Annotated in this window: 16 protein-coding genes and 1 riboswitch; of the genes, 8 read left to right on the top strand and 8 right to left on the bottom strand. The window is 34.5% G+C overall.

Annotation, left to right across the window (positions count from 1 at the left end):
* Positions 1-3: 3 nt before the first annotated feature.
* Positions 4-507, bottom strand: a complete 504-nt coding sequence (locus tag P278_RS08070; protein WP_038264741.1) for a bifunctional adenosylcobinamide kinase/adenosylcobinamide-phosphate guanylyltransferase — start codon at positions 505-507, stop codon at positions 4-6.
* 88 nt (positions 508-595) lie between these two features.
* A riboswitch (cobalamin riboswitch) is annotated at positions 596-850 on the top strand.
* A 70-nt stretch (positions 851-920) separates the two neighbouring features.
* On the opposite strand from P278_RS08070, the gene P278_RS08065 reads away from it, so the two are divergent.
* Positions 921-2,771: a TonB-dependent receptor plug domain-containing protein gene (locus P278_RS08065; RefSeq protein ID WP_038264739.1), complete on the top strand. Its 1,851-nt coding sequence runs from the start codon at positions 921-923 to the stop codon at positions 2,769-2,771.
* Between the two features lie 50 nt (positions 2,772-2,821).
* Here the strand turns inward: P278_RS08065 and P278_RS08060 are convergent, their stop codons facing one another.
* Both P278_RS08060 and P278_RS08055 read right to left on the bottom strand, forming a co-directional pair.
* Positions 2,822-4,255, bottom strand: coding sequence for a S41 family peptidase (locus tag P278_RS08060; protein ID WP_038264737.1), 1,434 nt, complete (start codon positions 4,253-4,255; stop codon positions 2,822-2,824).
* A gap of 83 nt (positions 4,256-4,338) precedes the next feature.
* Complete coding sequence (locus tag P278_RS08055; RefSeq protein ID WP_051413474.1) at positions 4,339-5,844, bottom strand: S41 family peptidase; 1,506 nt, start codon at positions 5,842-5,844, stop codon at positions 4,339-4,341.
* A gap of 149 nt (positions 5,845-5,993) precedes the next feature.
* Here P278_RS08055 and P278_RS08050 point away from each other — a divergent pair, with 149 nt between their 5' ends.
* The 4 genes from P278_RS08050 to P278_RS08035 are packed head-to-tail and all read left to right on the top strand — an operon-like array spanning position 5,994 to position 8,072.
* Complete coding sequence (locus P278_RS08050) at positions 5,994-6,503, top strand: RNA polymerase sigma factor (RefSeq protein WP_038264735.1); 510 nt, start codon at positions 5,994-5,996, stop codon at positions 6,501-6,503.
* The gene (locus P278_RS08045) at positions 6,490-6,930 is read left to right on the top strand and encodes a hypothetical protein (protein WP_038264732.1); all 441 of its coding nucleotides are present in this window, start codon (positions 6,490-6,492) and stop codon (positions 6,928-6,930) included. Before P278_RS08050 ends, P278_RS08045 begins: the two co-directional genes overlap by 14 nt.
* 12 nt (positions 6,931-6,942) lie before the next feature.
* Positions 6,943-7,470 carry a DUF4252 domain-containing protein gene (locus P278_RS08040; protein WP_038264730.1) on the top strand — a complete coding sequence of 176 codons (528 nt, stop codon included), beginning with the start codon at positions 6,943-6,945 and terminating at the stop codon, positions 7,468-7,470.
* 53 nt (positions 7,471-7,523) lie between these two features.
* Positions 7,524-8,072 carry a DUF4252 domain-containing protein gene (locus tag P278_RS08035; RefSeq protein ID WP_038264728.1) on the top strand — a complete coding sequence of 183 codons (549 nt, stop codon included), beginning with the start codon at positions 7,524-7,526 and terminating at the stop codon, positions 8,070-8,072.
* A gap of 90 nt (positions 8,073-8,162) precedes the next feature.
* Here the strand turns inward: P278_RS08035 and purB are convergent, their stop codons facing one another.
* Together purB and P278_RS08025 are read right to left on the bottom strand one after the other, a co-directional pair.
* Entirely contained in the window at positions 8,163-9,506 is a 1,344-nt protein-coding gene (purB, locus tag P278_RS08030) for an adenylosuccinate lyase (RefSeq protein WP_038264726.1), read from the bottom strand.
* A 299-nt stretch (positions 9,507-9,805) separates the two neighbouring features.
* Complete coding sequence (locus P278_RS08025; RefSeq protein ID WP_038264722.1) at positions 9,806-10,360, bottom strand: hypothetical protein; 555 nt, start codon at positions 10,358-10,360, stop codon at positions 9,806-9,808.
* A 40-nt stretch (positions 10,361-10,400) separates the two neighbouring features.
* On the opposite strand from P278_RS08025, the gene P278_RS08020 reads away from it, so the two are divergent.
* The gene (locus P278_RS08020) at positions 10,401-10,868 is read left to right on the top strand and encodes a heme-binding domain-containing protein (protein ID WP_038264719.1); all 468 of its coding nucleotides are present in this window, start codon (positions 10,401-10,403) and stop codon (positions 10,866-10,868) included.
* Here the strand turns inward: P278_RS08020 and P278_RS08015 are convergent.
* A complete protein-coding gene (locus tag P278_RS08015; protein WP_038264716.1) occupies positions 10,843-11,532 on the bottom strand; it encodes an SIR2 family NAD-dependent protein deacylase in 690 nt (229 codons plus the stop codon). The genes P278_RS08020 and P278_RS08015 overlap by 26 nt on opposite strands.
* Positions 11,533-11,636: 104 nt before the next feature.
* Between P278_RS08015 and P278_RS16675 the strand changes: the two genes are divergently transcribed.
* Positions 11,637-13,568, top strand: coding sequence for a CHRD domain-containing protein (locus P278_RS16675; RefSeq protein ID WP_200909607.1), 1,932 nt, complete (start codon positions 11,637-11,639; stop codon positions 13,566-13,568).
* Between the two features lie 92 nt (positions 13,569-13,660).
* On the opposite strand, the gene P278_RS08005 is transcribed toward P278_RS16675, so the two are convergent.
* Together P278_RS08005 and P278_RS08000 are read right to left on the bottom strand one after the other, a co-directional pair.
* Positions 13,661-14,443: an anti-sigma factor gene (locus P278_RS08005; protein WP_038264713.1), complete on the bottom strand. Its 783-nt coding sequence runs from the start codon at positions 14,441-14,443 to the stop codon at positions 13,661-13,663.
* Positions 14,440-14,973 carry an RNA polymerase sigma factor gene (locus P278_RS08000; RefSeq protein WP_038264711.1) on the bottom strand — a complete coding sequence of 178 codons (534 nt, stop codon included), beginning with the start codon at positions 14,971-14,973 and terminating at the stop codon, positions 14,440-14,442. Before P278_RS08000 ends, P278_RS08005 begins: the two co-directional genes overlap by 4 nt.
* A gap of 71 nt (positions 14,974-15,044) precedes the next feature.
* Between P278_RS08000 and P278_RS07995 the strand changes: the two genes are divergently transcribed.
* The gene (locus P278_RS07995) at positions 15,045-15,716 is read left to right on the top strand and encodes a TrmH family RNA methyltransferase (RefSeq protein WP_038264707.1); all 672 of its coding nucleotides are present in this window, start codon (positions 15,045-15,047) and stop codon (positions 15,714-15,716) included.
* The last annotated feature ends 44 nt before the right edge of the window (positions 15,717-15,760 follow it).

Here is a 15,760-nt window from a genome sequence, read left to right as displayed (position 1 = left end):
TAATTATTTTAAAGTAATTGGTAATCCAGAAACCATAAAAGTAGCCTTGTCGGCATGTTTTGCTATATGTTGATTCATCCAGCCCTGTAATTCTGTAAATTTCCTGCCCATATGTGTGTCTGCATGCAGTCCCATACCAATTTCATTAGAAATGATAATAATAGTTGCTGGGATTTCAAGAATCTTAGTAAATTCTTCCTTTGCTAACTTCAAACTTTCATCCCTGTCATGTTTTGTATCCATATAGAAATTCGTTAGCCAGAGCGTTACACAATCCACAACAACAACATCATTTGCAAAAATGACATTTGAAATAAATTTTTCCTCTTCAACCGAAATCCATCTTTCATCCCGATCTTCTATATGTCTTTGGATACGTTGTTGATGATCTTCATCCCATACACGTGAAGTTGCAAGATATTTAGGAGTTTTAGAAAGGCTAAGTGCCAGATTTTGAGCGTATGAACTTTTTCCTGAGCGTTCACCTCCCGTGATGTAGTAAATCATTTTATGCTGAAATTTTTGATAAAAGTATTTAAAAAATAATTACAAAAAAGTTTTGAAGGAAAAGTTAACAGGTTTATAAATTAACTCTATCTTTGTCCAAGAATTTTGTTTCAAACCCTTATCAGGGGGGAGAATTAAAAGGGAATCTGGTGAAAAACCAGAGCTGTTCCCGCAACTGTAAGCTTAGTCCTTTTATAAGGATGCTTGTTGTAAAATCTTTGAAAACCACTGTTCATGTCAAATTAGTTTTGACAACCTGTTTTGGAAATTAATGATTACAGGAGAATGGGAAGGTATACAGCAAGACGCAAGTCAGGAGACCTGCAAAATTCCATAAATAATTGTCAAACTTTCGGGATAAAGGTTTGGGTATGGATACTTCATGCTTTTTCCCTATTTACTGTAATTACAAAATGAATAAAAGAATTATTTCTGTTTGTACACTTGGATTGATGAGTGTGTATGCTATGGCTCAACAGAAAAAAAGCGATGTGGAACAACTGGAAGAAGTGGTTGTGTCTGATTCAAGATTTGAATTAAAACGTGAGAATTCTGGTAAAACTGTTATCAAAATTAATAAACAGGAAATTGAGCGCAATCAGGGTAAAACATTAGCTGAGCTTATTAATACCAAGTCGGGAATCGAAATTAATGGAAGTAGGAGTAACGCGGGACAAAATTTAAGTACTTATGTTAGAGGTGGTTCCAACAGACAGGTTTTAGTTATAATCGATGGCGTACAAGTGTCTGATGCATCTCAATCTGCGAGTGAATATGATTTACGTATGTTATCTTTAGGTGCTGTTGAATCTATTGAGATTATTAAAGGGGCGGCCAGTACCTTATATGGAAGTGGTGCTGCAACAGCAGTTATTAATATTACAACCAAAAAAGCCGCAGCAAAATCCGTTGCATTAAATATCAACTCAAGTATCGGAACTAATCAGACGCATGATGATCAAAACTATAATCTTGCGGATTTCCATAATGATGTGACTTTGAATGGTAACGGAGGTAAATTAAATTACCTTGTAAGTTTTAATCAGCAGAACACCAATGGTATGTCAGCTGCGGCTGAACAGGCGAAAGAAATAGATCCATTTTCAAAATATGCTGTTAATGCAAAGTTTGGCTATGATTTTTGTGACTCATTTTCTTTTGGAGTTTATGGGAATTATACTGATATAGCATCTGCATATGATGCTGCGGCCTATACTGATGCAAATAATTGGTTTAATAGTAAGCAATACCGAACCGGGTTAACATCTAAAATTCAATATAATGGAGGTTCGGTTAATATAAATGGAGCTTACAGTAAATATGACCGGGAATTTATTTCAGCATATCCTTCAAGTTTTATAGCCGAAAACTGGGTAGTAGATGCTTACACAAAAAACACATTTAATAAGACCTTGTATACGATATTGGGGGTTAATATAGTGGATGATGAGACAGATTTTGAAAGTGCAGAATCTGCAACCAAAGTAGATCCGTATGCCAATGTTGTGTATGTTTCTGAATTTGGATTAAATATTAATTCTGGTGTTCGTTGGAATAATCATAGCGAATATGGTTCTCATTTTACTTACAATATAAATCCATCTTATGTATTTACCTTTGATGATAACTATTTGAAACTCTTCGGATCATACAGTACATCTTTTATTGCACCTTCGTTATCGCAATTATTTGGATTTTATGGACCAAATCCAGACTTGAAACCTGAAGAAGATAGAACCATTGAAGGAGGAGCAGAATTTAAATTTGGACAAAAATTTAGGGTTAGTGCTTTATACTTCAACAGGGATGAAGAAAATTTAATAGCTTACGATTTCAATCAAGGATACTATAATGTATCTGAGAAATCTTCTGCTCAGGGAGTAGAAGTAGAGGTTGTTGCAACCCCTGTTGAAGTATTAACTATCTCAGCGAATTATGCGTTCACTGAGCGTAAAGATGTTGTGGCAATCAGAATACCTAAACACAAAGCAAATGCAACAGTGGGGTATACTATTTCTGATAAAACATTTGCTTCGATAAGTTATCAATTTAACGGAGATCGACTGGATACTGATTTTAGTACTTTCAGTAATGTTACTTTAGATAGTTTTAGTTTAGTAGACTTTTATGCCAGCCATCAGCTGTCAAAAAAAGTGAAATGTTTCGCAGGAGTCTACAATCTCTTAAATGAAGAATATACCGAGTTATTAGGGTATAATACTCGAGGAAGAAACGTTAGGTTAGGTTTTAGTATTACTTTGTAATGATTGTAATGGAGAAAAAGCCGCTTGAGGGAGCGGCTTTTCTTTTGTTTTTAGAAGTTCTTCAGTTTTACTTTTTCAGTCTCGATAAACATATTGTCTTTTAAAGGTCTGACTATTTTAGAGTCTTTAAAACTCTCTACAGGTCTTGTTATTTGTGGAATTGCTTTGGCTGCAACTCCGCTAATCTCCTGAAGTGCTCTTGCTAAAAGAGGTTCGTTTATATCTCCCAAAACTCCCATATTATCTAAATCTTCTCTTAATTCAATTTCAGGTTGGAAACCATCCGTATAATCTGAAAATCCAACTGAATTTTCATTTCGAGATATAATGGGTTGCATTCCCCATGTGTGATTAGGATTTAGAGTGTCATCATCATATTGATAGCTTTCCGAGTCAAAAAGTGCAACGGATGCTTCATTTTTACCTACAGTTGTAGTTCCTATCTGGATCACTTCCATATATGGATCTAGTCCGTTAATGATTAATTCACTGGCCGAAGCTGTTCTTCCGGTGGTTAAAACATAAACTCTATTCAAGTTGAGTCCATTTATTGCTTCACCGTTAATAGATGTTCTAAATTTATAGTCTGTCGCACTGTTTCCAAGAGCCGCCATAATTTTATTGTTATAACGTAATCGTATAAACAGGTCGTTGCTACTTTGCGAGCTAATCATACTGGCTAAATTAGCAGACGAATTTACCGAACCCCCAGGGTTGTATCTTAAGTCGAGTATTAAATCAATAATACCATCAGCTTTAAATTGAGCAAAGGCATTATTAAGCTCATCATCAAATTGAGCGGTAAATCCATTGTACATTAAATAACCTATTTTTTGGTTATTGTAATCGATGGTTTTTGATATGAAAATCGGATTTTCTGTGTAGTTATCAATCTTTGTTAAAGTAATTTCATTACCATTGGAGGTAAAAGCACCATTATCATAATCAGCCATATTCAGGGTATAACTATCGTTTGATCCGAATAGTAATTCGAAATAATTGGTGTCTGTTAATGTTTGCCCATCCACTCCTGTAAAAATATCTCCTCTGCTAATGTTTTTACCTTCAGCATCAGTACCAGGAAGTATATACCAGACATATCCAAATATTTCATTCGACGAACCGTTTTTATAGCTAAGACCAAATTCGACACCATTGGTTTTAAAAATACCTTGTTGTGAGTTTAACAAGTCGTTATAGTCATCAGTGATATAGCTAAATCGATCTTCGGGATGGGAGAGCGCATCAAACAAGTTGAAGGGATCCGGATAATTGTCTAAATATTTTGCATACTCTTCATTTGTAGAAAATCTATCATCAGCTAAGTCGCTTACTTCATCTTGCCAATAGTACCACAAGTTTAGTCCTTTCCAAATAAAATCTTGTATTTCAAGGTTATTATCCGGTACATAAACATTATCATCTCGATCCTCACAACTTACAATAGATAAAAATGCAATTGTAGAGAGTATTAATTTTTTCATGTTTTTTAGATTGGGTTTTGGTGAGGTAAGATACAAAAAAACCGCTCTAAAGAGCGGTTATATATAGTTAATGCATACTAAAGTTACTTATTACCTTTAAACACATCATAATTTGATATCCTACGGTAAGGCTTGTAATCGGTTGAACTCTTTAGTGTGTTTATTTGATATCTCTCATCATATGCTTCAAGACTTCTTTTTGCAGCAATGCCTGTTATTTGTTGAATAGCAATTGCCAATAGCGGCTCATTTTGATCACCCAATACCCCTAAGTTCGAAAGTGCTTCTTTTTGAGAAATATCAGGCTCCAATCCATTCGTGAATTCACTAAATCCATTGGCATTTTTATTGGTTCCAACCAATGGCTGAAGGGCATATTTGTGGTTAGGATTTGCATTCGAAACGGATGCATCATTAATTACAGCATATTTATAGATGCCCTGACTTGTATTGTCAACAAGGGTTATTGAAAATTCATTTTTACCAACTGTTCTATCTCCAATGTGAATTACATCTATGTACGGCCTTAAGGAATTAATAACTAATTCTGATGCCGAGGCACTGTCGTCTGTGGCAATAATATAAACTTTTGAAAGGTTTAAACTATTTAAAGGGGTACCGTCTATATCTGAAACAAATGTGTTTTCTAAATCTTCAGAATTAAACACCTCATTCCATTTGGTGTTCCATGATTGTTCTGAAAACAGTTGTCCACTGAATTGTCCTGTAATTAAACTGCCTAGCCTAGTTGCAGAAAGGACAGAACCTCCGGGGTTATATCTTAAATCTACAACCAAATCTGTAATACCGTTTGATTTAAATTCGCTAAATGCATCATTAAGCTGATTATCAAAATTACGGGTAAATTGGTTGTACATCAGATATCCGATTTTTTTACCTTCTATATCTAATGTTTTGGAGATATGAATAGGATTCTCTGTTAATACTCCTTTTACAAGTTCAACATTCACACCGTTGGATGTGGTTTGATCATTTTCAATGGTTGCGAAATTTAGGGTGTATGTATCAGGGTTTAGTAAACTGAGGTTACTATTTGTAATACGCCCATTGGCATCTGTTTCGGCAAATAATTCTGTTCCATTAACAGCGTAAAAAATATCTCCGCGTTTTATCCCTTTTGCTTCAGCATCACTTCCATTGACAATATATCTAACAATGCCAATAACTTTGGTGCCTCCCTCTGGTGGTCTGGTAAGGACAAATTCTATTCCATTGGTTTTTGCAACTCCTGAAAAAGAATTGAATAAAATATCATAATCAGGTACTATAGTGCTAAATCTATCCTTGTCTGATGTTATATCTTCAAAAAGTCCTTCTGGAGTTCCATATTTATTAAGAAATGTAAAAAACGAATTTTGATCACCAGAAAGATCGTCATCCAGATTTTCTACTTCATCTTGCCATAGGTACCACAGATTCATTGCGTCCCAAACAAATTTATTAATTTCACTTTCTAATACTACCGGTTCCGGATCAGGGGTTGGATCTGGGCTATCATCCTTACTACAGCCAATAAATAAGCTGCTTACGAATATGACGATAATCCAATTTAAGTTTAAATTTTTCATATAATTAGCAAATAAGTGTATGTTTCATTGGTCTCTATGCATCAAATTTACTTACATATACGAAATATTAAAATTTTTGTAACAAAATTTATGGTCATTCGTCTTCCTAGTATAAAGCAGTATATTTAAGCTGCCAACCAAACCTAATAATGAAACAAAGTGAGTTTTTAAATACTGTAATGCCTTTTAAGGATAAGCTGTTTAGAATGGCTAAAAGATTATTAGTATCAACTGAAGAAGCAGAAGATGCCACCCAGGAGGTGTTAATGAAACTATGGACTAAAAACACCACTTTGTCGAAATATAAAAGTGTTGAAGCTTTTGCAATGACGATGACCAAAAATTATTGTCTTGATCGATTGAAATCTAAACAAGCTAATAATTTAAAGTTAGTTCATAGTAATTATACTGATGGTAATACATCATTGCAAAAGAAAGTAGAAGTTGCTGATAGTTTACAATGGATGACAAAAATAATGAATACATTGCCGGAGCAGCAGCGGATGGTTTTACAGTTAAGAGATATAGAACAATATGATTATGATGAAATAGCCGAGATGCTTGAAATGAATCAAACGGCTATCAGAGTGACCTTGTCAAGAGCCAGAAAGGCTGTTAGAGAACAATTGATAAAAAAGCACAACTATGGAATTGGTTAAAAAAATAGAGTTATTAATAGAAAAGTATTTTGCTGCTGAAACCACAGTTGCAGAAGAACAAGAGTTGAGAAACTATTTTTCACAGACGGATGTAGCGCCTCATTTGCAAGCGTATCAACCTATGTTTGTTTACTTTTCAACTGAGCAACAAGAAAGTTATAGTAAAACAGTTTCACTAAAACCCAGAAGAAAAAAGTATTTAGCGTGGATTTCTGTTGCCGCTATGATAGCAATTGTTGTGAGTGTGTGGGTTGCAAATCCATTCCAACCTAATAATTTAGGTACTTATGAGGATCCTGAAATAGCTTTTCAGGAAACTCAAAAAGCTCTTGAGTTTTTATCAGCTAACCTTAATTTGGGGATAGAAGAGATAGGCCATTTAAAAGAGTTTGAACAAGCGAAAAACAAAATTTTAAAGAACAATTAATTATTCAGAACTATGAAAAAAATAGCATTAATATTAGTTATGGCTATGTTGCCTTTAGCAGGATTTTCTCAGTCAGTATTTGATAAGTTTGAGGATGCGAATGGTGTAAAAACTTTTGTTGCCAGTAAAAAAGCATTTGAACTTTTTTCGAGGATAGAAACCAACGATCCTGAAGCAAAAGAATTTATGGAATTAACAAAAAACCTTACCAGTTTAAAGGTGTTTGCTACAGAGAATCCGAAGGTTGCTGCTGAAATGAAGGCCACAGTAGATAAATATTTATCAAACTCATCATTAGAAGAGCTAATGAGAGTAAAGGATGATGATACCAATGTTAAGTTTTATATTAAGGCAGGTAAGGATGATGACCATGTGAGTGAGTTGTTAATGTTTGTGAATGGAATAAAAGATGTTAATATAAATGGAGGGAAAATCGAAACAGTTCTGCTAACCCTTACAGGAGACATTGACTTAAACAAGATTAGTACTTTAACTAGCAATATGAACCTACCGTCTGAATTAAATAAAGCTGGACAATAAAATTTTAGTAACAATCCCGCAATGAAAGTTGCGGGATTAAAACCATTATTAAAATGAAAACGATATATAAGTATTTTACACTAGGAATTTTGGGAATTGTAATGTCTTCATGTAACAATGGGAAAAGTTTACAGCAATATTTCGTCGATAGCTCAAATAACCCTGAATTTATTACTTTCGATGTGTCTTCTAACATTTTGAGTATTGCGGAAGATGAGCTCACACCCAATCAGAAAGAAACATTACACTCGATTAAAAAATTGAATGTTCTGGCATTGAAGTTAGATGATAGTAATGAATCATTTTATAAGGAGGAAAAAGAAAAAATTAAAAATATTTTATCTAGTGATTCTTATCAGGAAATAATGCGATTCAATACTGGGAATGCTCGTGGGGTAGTGAAATTCTTGGGAGAAGATGATGCAATAGATGAAGTTATACTATATGGTTCTGACGATTCGAAAGGGTTTGCTTTATTACGGATACTTGGGGATAATATGAATGTTGAAAATGTTGGACAGTTAGTTGAAGTAATTCAAAAGGGAACTTTGGATCAAAGTCAGTTAGGAAGTATAGGTAAAATATTTTCTGAGGTTAAATAATGATTAATTTCATCAATCAAAAATCAATAAAAAAACTGCTTGAGACCAAGCAGTTTTTTTGTATTATATTAATGATATCTGGTAACTTGATTAGATGCCAGTATAGGTACTAGGACTAATCTTTTTAAGTTCCTTTTTAATGTCATTTGAAACGTTAAGTGTATCAATAAATGCTGCAATAGAAGTTTCGGTTATTTTCTCATTGGTTCGAGTAAGTCCTTTTAATGCTTCGTACGGATTCGGATATCCTTCACGCCTTAAAATTGTTTGAATGGCTTCTGCAACCACGGCCCAATTGTCTTCTAAATCATTTTCTATTTTAGCTTCATTAAGTAATAACTTACCTAAGCCTTTTAACGTGGCATTAAAGCCTATGATAGTATGAGCGATGGGAACACCAACATTTCTTAATACAGTACTATCTGTTAAATCACGTTGAAGTCTTGATACAGGTAATTTAACCGATAAATGTTCAAATATAGCATTAGCGATTCCTAAATTTCCTTCTGAGTTTTCAAAATCAATCGGATTTACTTTGTGAGGCATAGCAGAAGAACCAACTTCACCGGCTTTTATTTTTTGCTTAAAGTAGTCCATCGAAATGTAGGTCCAAATATCGCGGTCTAAATCGATTACAATGGTATTGATTCTTTTAAGACTATCAAAAATACTGGCCAGGTGATCATAGTGCTCAATTTGAGTAGTCGGGAATGAATAATGTAGCCCTAAAATCTCTTCTACAAAATGCTTACCAAATGCTTGCCAGTCTATTTGTGGATAGGCAATGTGATGTGCATTGAAGTTACCAGTAGCACCCCCAAATTTAGCAGCATCTGGTGAATAGCGCAATAGACGTAGCTGCTCTTCAATTCGTGTAACAAATACTTGTAATTCTTTTCCCAAACGTGTAGGAGATGCAGGTTGGCCATGGGTCCGGGCTAACATTGGGATTTCGGCCCAGGTGGTTGCCATCTCGTTTAATTTTTCAATTAAAAGTTTTAAGCAAGGCATATAAACCTGAATTAAAGCATCTTTTATTGAAAGGGGGATGGCAGTATTGTTGATATCCTGTGATGTTAAACCAAAATGGATAAACTCCTTATATTCAGAAATATTTAGCTCGTCAAATTTCGTTTTTATAAAATACTCCACAGCTTTCACATCGTGATTGGTGGTTTTTTCAATTTCCTTTATGGCTTGAGCATCAGCAGAAGAAAAATTATTATAAATTCCTTTGAGATCTTTATATAGATCCTTGTTAAAGTCTTCTAACTGGGGTAATGGTAATTCACATAAAGCAATGAAATACTCTATTTCTACCAGCACTCTGTATTTGATTAATGCCTCTTCCGAAAAATAGGCAGATAGTGCTTGTGATTTGTCTCTATAGCGCCCATCGATAGGCGAAATGGCATTTAATGATGTTAGTTGCATTGTGATGGTTTATAATAAAGGGCAAAGGTAAAGCTTATAGTTAAAATATACTAACTAGTTAAAAAAGGATAATTATCTTTTTAGTCTTTGTTGTAAAACTAACTCGTTTAACCTTTTAGATTAAAAAGTAGATGATAAAGAAATCACAGATTTAGTTTTGACTTTCCGGTGAATTTTAAAAGCAAAATTTTAAACTTATTGGGTCGTTGAACAGCGTATAGGCTTGCCATTTTATAATTTCAAGAGCTTCATGTTTACCGTATAGCCAAATGTTTTAGATAATTACCTCAATGAAATTATTATAATTTATTTAAAATATGACGTGCCCTAGCTTTATAAGCTGCAGAATGAGATGAAAAGCCTTGTTCCAAAACTTTTTTGAGCTCTGGATGAATCCAGTCGATTTTTTTTCCTAACAAGTAAAGCGATTGCATAGCGTAGGCTTTAGTAGCTACTTTTTCATCGTTAATTAACCAATCAAAATTTATTTCGGAAAGTTGTTCTAAATGATTTTTATTTAGGCGGTCTTTAATTTTAGATGGCGAGTTTTTAAAATATTCAATACACAGTAATTCACAAATTTTGGCACAGGGTCTTATGGCCGAATCATGATTTAAATGTTTGATGTTAATTAAAAAGTAATCAATATGAGGTAAAATCCAATTCAGTTTTTCTTTACAAACAAATTCTAATATCCAGCAAGATTTAAATGCGGTATCTGCATCGGCTTCAAAGCAGTGATTTAGAAGCTCTTCAAATAAATTAGGATGGCTAAGCACATAGTTAGCTAATTCTTGTCTATTCTTTCGGTAAGCATTGACATATTGTAATTTTTGAAATAAGCTATTTTGCATCCTTTATTTTTTCTAATTTAGGAGCTTTAAATTTAAAAAGATGAAAATTATAAAGAAAATTCTTCTCGGCTTATTATTAGTGTTGATTGTAATGCAGTTTATCAGACCAGATAAAAATCAGTCTGAAGAAATTCCAGTAACTGATATTATTTTTGCTACCAAGCCCTCAGATGAAATAGCTTCTATTTTAAAAACTTCGTGTTACGATTGTCATTCCAATAATACGGAATACCCATGGTATGCCAATGTTGCACCAGTTTCGTATTGGATTTCTGATCATGTTGATCATGGCAAAGGTCATTTAAATTTCTCGAAATGGGAAACATATACTGACAAGAAAAAAGCTCACAAAATGGAAGAGATAGCTGAAGAGGTTGAAGCTCATAAAATGCCTTTAGAATCTTATTTATGGATGCATGGTGAGGCTAAACTTTCACAGGGACAAATAGACTTACTCGTTAACTGGGCTAAAACAACTCAAGTTAAATACGAGACAGCATTGAAATAGCATGTGGAACTCCTATTGTGGCTTTATCAGCTATAATTTCTAAGTTTGGAATTTCTGATTTAGAAATATTAGGTTTTGGATCGATAAAGTAAATGGGAGTTTCAACTTTTTTATAATGTACTAAACTTGCAGCTGGGTATACTTGCATTGAGGTGCCAACTACCATTAATATGTCCGCTTCTGAAACTTTTTCGATAGCCGGCTGCATCATGGGTACAGCTTCTCCAAACCATACGATATGTGGCCGTAGTTGTGAATTGTGTTCACAAAAGTCTCCTATATTGATATCTTCTTTCCAATCATAAATGAGATCTTCATCAAATGAACTTCTAGCCTTTAGTAATTCTCCATGGAGATGAATAACCGTTCTGGATCCGGATCTTTCATGTAGGTCATCGACATTCTGAGTTACGATGGTAACATCAAATTCATTTTCTATTCGAGCTATCGCTATATGTGCATTATTAGGGGTAACTTCTAAAAGTTGTCTTCTTCTTTTATTATAAAAGTCGAGAACAAGTTTTGGGTTGTTTTCCCATCCTCGAGGAGAGGCTACTTCCATTATATCATGACCTTCCCATAAACCATTTTCATCCCTGAATGTATTAATTCCACTTTCAGCACTTATTCCCGCACCGCTTAGTATTACTAGTTTCTTCGGCATTTCGTAAAGTTTTTTTAAAATTAATTAAAAAATAATAAAACCGCTCTACCAATAATCTCGTAAGTGGGGGTATAAAAAGAAAATGTTTAATTAAAACTTTACCAATGAAAACAAAAATTCTCGGAACATTATTAGTATCATTTTTCCTTTTAATGAGTTGTAGCAATGATGATGACAACTCAGGAGTGGATTATATGGGAGATACAAAAGTGTACAGTTTGATGTCTGTTTCAAATCCTTCGATTTCAGGAACAGCTAAATTTATTATGAATAAAGATAATTCTACAACAATAGAATTAAAACTAAATGGAACCTCCAATGGAATGCACCCGGCTCATATACATTTCAACACTGCGGCCGAAGGAGGAGGAATTGCGGTATCTCTGAATTCGGTTGATGGTACTACCGGAATGAGCACAACTTCATTTAACGCTCTGGATGACGGGACATCGATTACTTATGATGATATGATTGATTTCAATGGGTACATTAACGTTCATTTAAGTAGTGATGATTTAACAACCTTAGTAGCTCAGGGTGATATTGGCCAAAATGAGCTTACAGATGATATGAAAATGTATGATTTAGGGAGTGTTTCAGATCCCGATATTTCAGGAATGGCAGTCTTCACCAAAAGGGTTAATGGAACCACTCTTGTAACTTTAGATTTGATGAACACCCCTACAGGAGGAGTGCACCCATCACATATACATTTTAATACAGCTGCCGAAGGGGGAGATGTTGCTATTTCATTGTCATCAGTTAACGGAGATAATGGAAAGAGTATGACCCAGGTTGGAATGTTAAATGATGGAACCGCTATTACCTATGAAGAGTTATTGAGTTTTGATGGGTACATTAATGTACATGCCAGTGTTGATGATCTGGCAACCTTAGTAGCTCAGTGTGATATAGGACAAAATGAATTGACGGGTGATGAAAAGGTTTATGATTTAGCGAGTGTATCAAATCCTGCTATTTCCGGAACGGCAACCTTCAAAAAGCGAGTGAATGGTACCGCCTTAGTAGCTTTAATGCTTATGGGAACTCCAGCAGATGGTGTTCATCCATCACATATACATTTTAATACTGCGGCAGAGGGTGGTGATGTAGCAATTTCCTTATCTTCAGTTAACGGAGAAAGCGGGATGAGTATGACTCAAGTGGGAATGTTGAACGATGGTACTGCTATAACCTATGAAGAGTTATTAAATTTTGATGGATATATCAATGTACATGTTAGTGCAGATGACTTAGCCACTTTGGTCGCTCAGGGTGATATAGGCCAAAATGAATTGACAGGAGATGAGAAGGCTTATGATTTAGGAAGTGTTTCTGACCCTGCTATTTCTGGAACGGCTACTTTTAAAAAGCGAATGAATGGTAACACGTTAGTGGAGTTAATGCTAATGGGGACTCCAATGGACGGTATGCATCCTTCTCATATACATTTTAACACGGCGGCTGAAGGAGGAGACATTGCTGTTTCATTAAATGCTGTAGATGGAAATACCGGAATGAGTAAGACCTCAGTGGAAATGTTAAATGACGGTATGGCAATTACATATGACGATTTGTTGGATTTTGATGGGTATATTAATGTACATGCAAGTGCAGATGATTTAGCGACCTTAGTAGCTCAGGGCGATATAGGTCAGAATGAATTATCAGGTGAGTCTATGAACTATAACTTGGGGAGTATATCTGACCCATCAATAAGCGGAGAAGCCATTTTTTATCAAAGAGTGAATGGAGAAGCATTGCTTATGATAACCTTAGAGGGAACCACGGCTGGAAATACCCATCCTTCACATATTCATATGGGTTCAGTAGATAATCCTGGTGATATCGCAATTAGTCTAACCCCAGTAGATGGAGCAACTGGAGTATCTAAAACTAATATTTCAATGTTAGATGGCGGTGATGCCTTTTTATATGAAGATGTTTTGGGTTATAATGGTTATATCAATGTACACTTAAGTTCTAATGATTTAGCTACTTTGGTCGCTCAGGGTAATATAGGAGCTAATAATTAGAGAATTTATGTTAGTTTTTTATTTTATGTTTAATGGTTAATGTTTTAAAGGGTCGTAATTACGACCCTTTTTAATTTTAGAAGATAGTGTATTTAGATCTTACCTAAGGTGTAGAGTTGTTCTAGTGTAGGCGTCTTACTTCCTCCGGCTGGTTCCAGAGTAATTCCGAAAGCATCGGCATCTTTAACACTTTCTACATTAAATAATTTAGCCTTATTATCTTCAAAGCTTTCAAGTAGACCAATACTAGTAGGTGTTAGCGGATCTAATTTTAGTGACCACACTTGATAAACCTTGCCTTTAGGAGGAGCAGGTAATCCACTTGCATCAATAACCACTTTATTAGATTCTTTATTCCAATATACTTGGGCATAGGAGTCTGGAGAAACTTCCTGTCCACCTAGCTTAATAAAATCGGTGTTTCTTTCACGTATAAAGTTCAGGATCGTATTATATTCTTTATTTTTATTCGTTATCGTTTTGTTTTCTTCCAGTATGTTATCACGCTCGGTACGAACCACCTCCATCGTACTTTCGGATTGTTTATACTTATTGTAAAAAGTGTATGATGTGACCAGAAGTGCGATGGATGCCGCCCAGCCAACATATGATCTCCAGCGATTAGATTTAATTGGCACCACCTTTTTATGATCTTCAAAAATTTTATTTTTAATAAGTTCGTAGTTAATAGCTCTCAGGTATGGAGCTGTTCCACTTGATAACCGAATAACAGCTTTTTCAATTGCCTCAACTTCCTTTTTTACTTCAGGATGTTGTTTTATCATTTGCTGTACTTCAGATTTTTCTTCTTCATTTAAACCTCCGTAGACGTACAACTCCAAAATTCCGGATGCTATATATTCTTCTATATTCATCTCACCTCTAAAATAGTTCTTAATTCGTTAATGCAAGCTCTGTTCCTGGTTTTTAAAGTACCCATTGGGATGTCTAATTCTTCTGCAGCTTCCTTGTGTGTAAAACCTTTGTAAAACAGTAAATCAATGATTTTAACGCATTTTGGTTTTAATTTTTTTATAAAACTTCCAATCCCTATAGCGTCAGTGATATTTGAAAGATTATAGGAATCTTTTATTACACTTACGAAATTTTCGGTTGATAGGTTTTTTTTGAAGTTTTTGTAATTTTTTGATCTGTACTTATCAATTGCTGAGTTGCGGGCTATATTGATAATCCATGTATAGAAGCGTCCCTTGGATTCATCGTAGGAATCCATATTGTCCCAGATTTTAATCATTACTTCCTGCAATATATCTTCCGCCTCTTCCCGATTAGAAATTATATTGTGAATTACACCATAAAGACTTTGGGAGTACATGTCATAGAGGTGGTCAAAAGATCTGGAATCCTTTTTTTTGATAAGGTCTAAGAGTTGGTCTTGATCCATATAGTATTTGGTAAAGGCCCAAAATACAAAAAATGATATAAATTTGACATTAAATAAGAAGAAGTTGAATAATGTTAGATTTAAATCTCTTAGATTATTTAGAAACATTTCTTACGGAAGATCGTATTCGAAAATTTAAAGAAATTCTTTCTCAAAGGACTCGTCATTTTACCGTTGTCACCGAAGATGTATATCAGATGCACAATGCGAGTGCGGTAATTAGAAGCTGTGATGTGTTTGGCATACAAGATGTTCATCTGGTTGAAAAAAGATATGGGAAGCGCCTGGATAGTAAAATAGCTATGGGGGCACAGAAATGGGTGGATATTCAAAGATATTCAAGTACAAGGGTCTGTATGGATCACTTAAGAGCTAGAGGGTATAAGATAATTGCCACAACACCGCATATTGACTCAAGGTATTTAGAGGATTTTGATATTACTCAAAAGTCGGCATTCTTTTTTGGAACCGAATTAAAAGGTTTGTCTGAAGAAGTTATGACTGGTGCAGATGGATTTTTAAAAATTCCAATGGTAGGATTTACAGAAAGTTTAAATATTTCAGTTTCGGCAGCTATCATATTGCAATACCTAACAGGTAAATTGAGGCAGTCTGAAATTGCCTGGCGATTGGCAGAGGAAGAGATGTTAGAAAAGAGGATTGATTGGTCTAAAAAGTCAATTAGGAGTATTGACGATATTTTAAAGCGTTATTACGAAATTAATGACTTACCAGATTCATAATCAAATTTTTAGTAAATTTAGGCTAAGTAACCAATCATCAAACT

The organism is Zhouia amylolytica AD3 (genome assembly GCF_000511935.2).
GTDB lineage: Bacteria > Bacteroidota > Bacteroidia > Flavobacteriales > Flavobacteriaceae > Zhouia > Zhouia amylolytica.
This window is presented reverse-complemented; position numbering and strand designations above follow the sequence as displayed.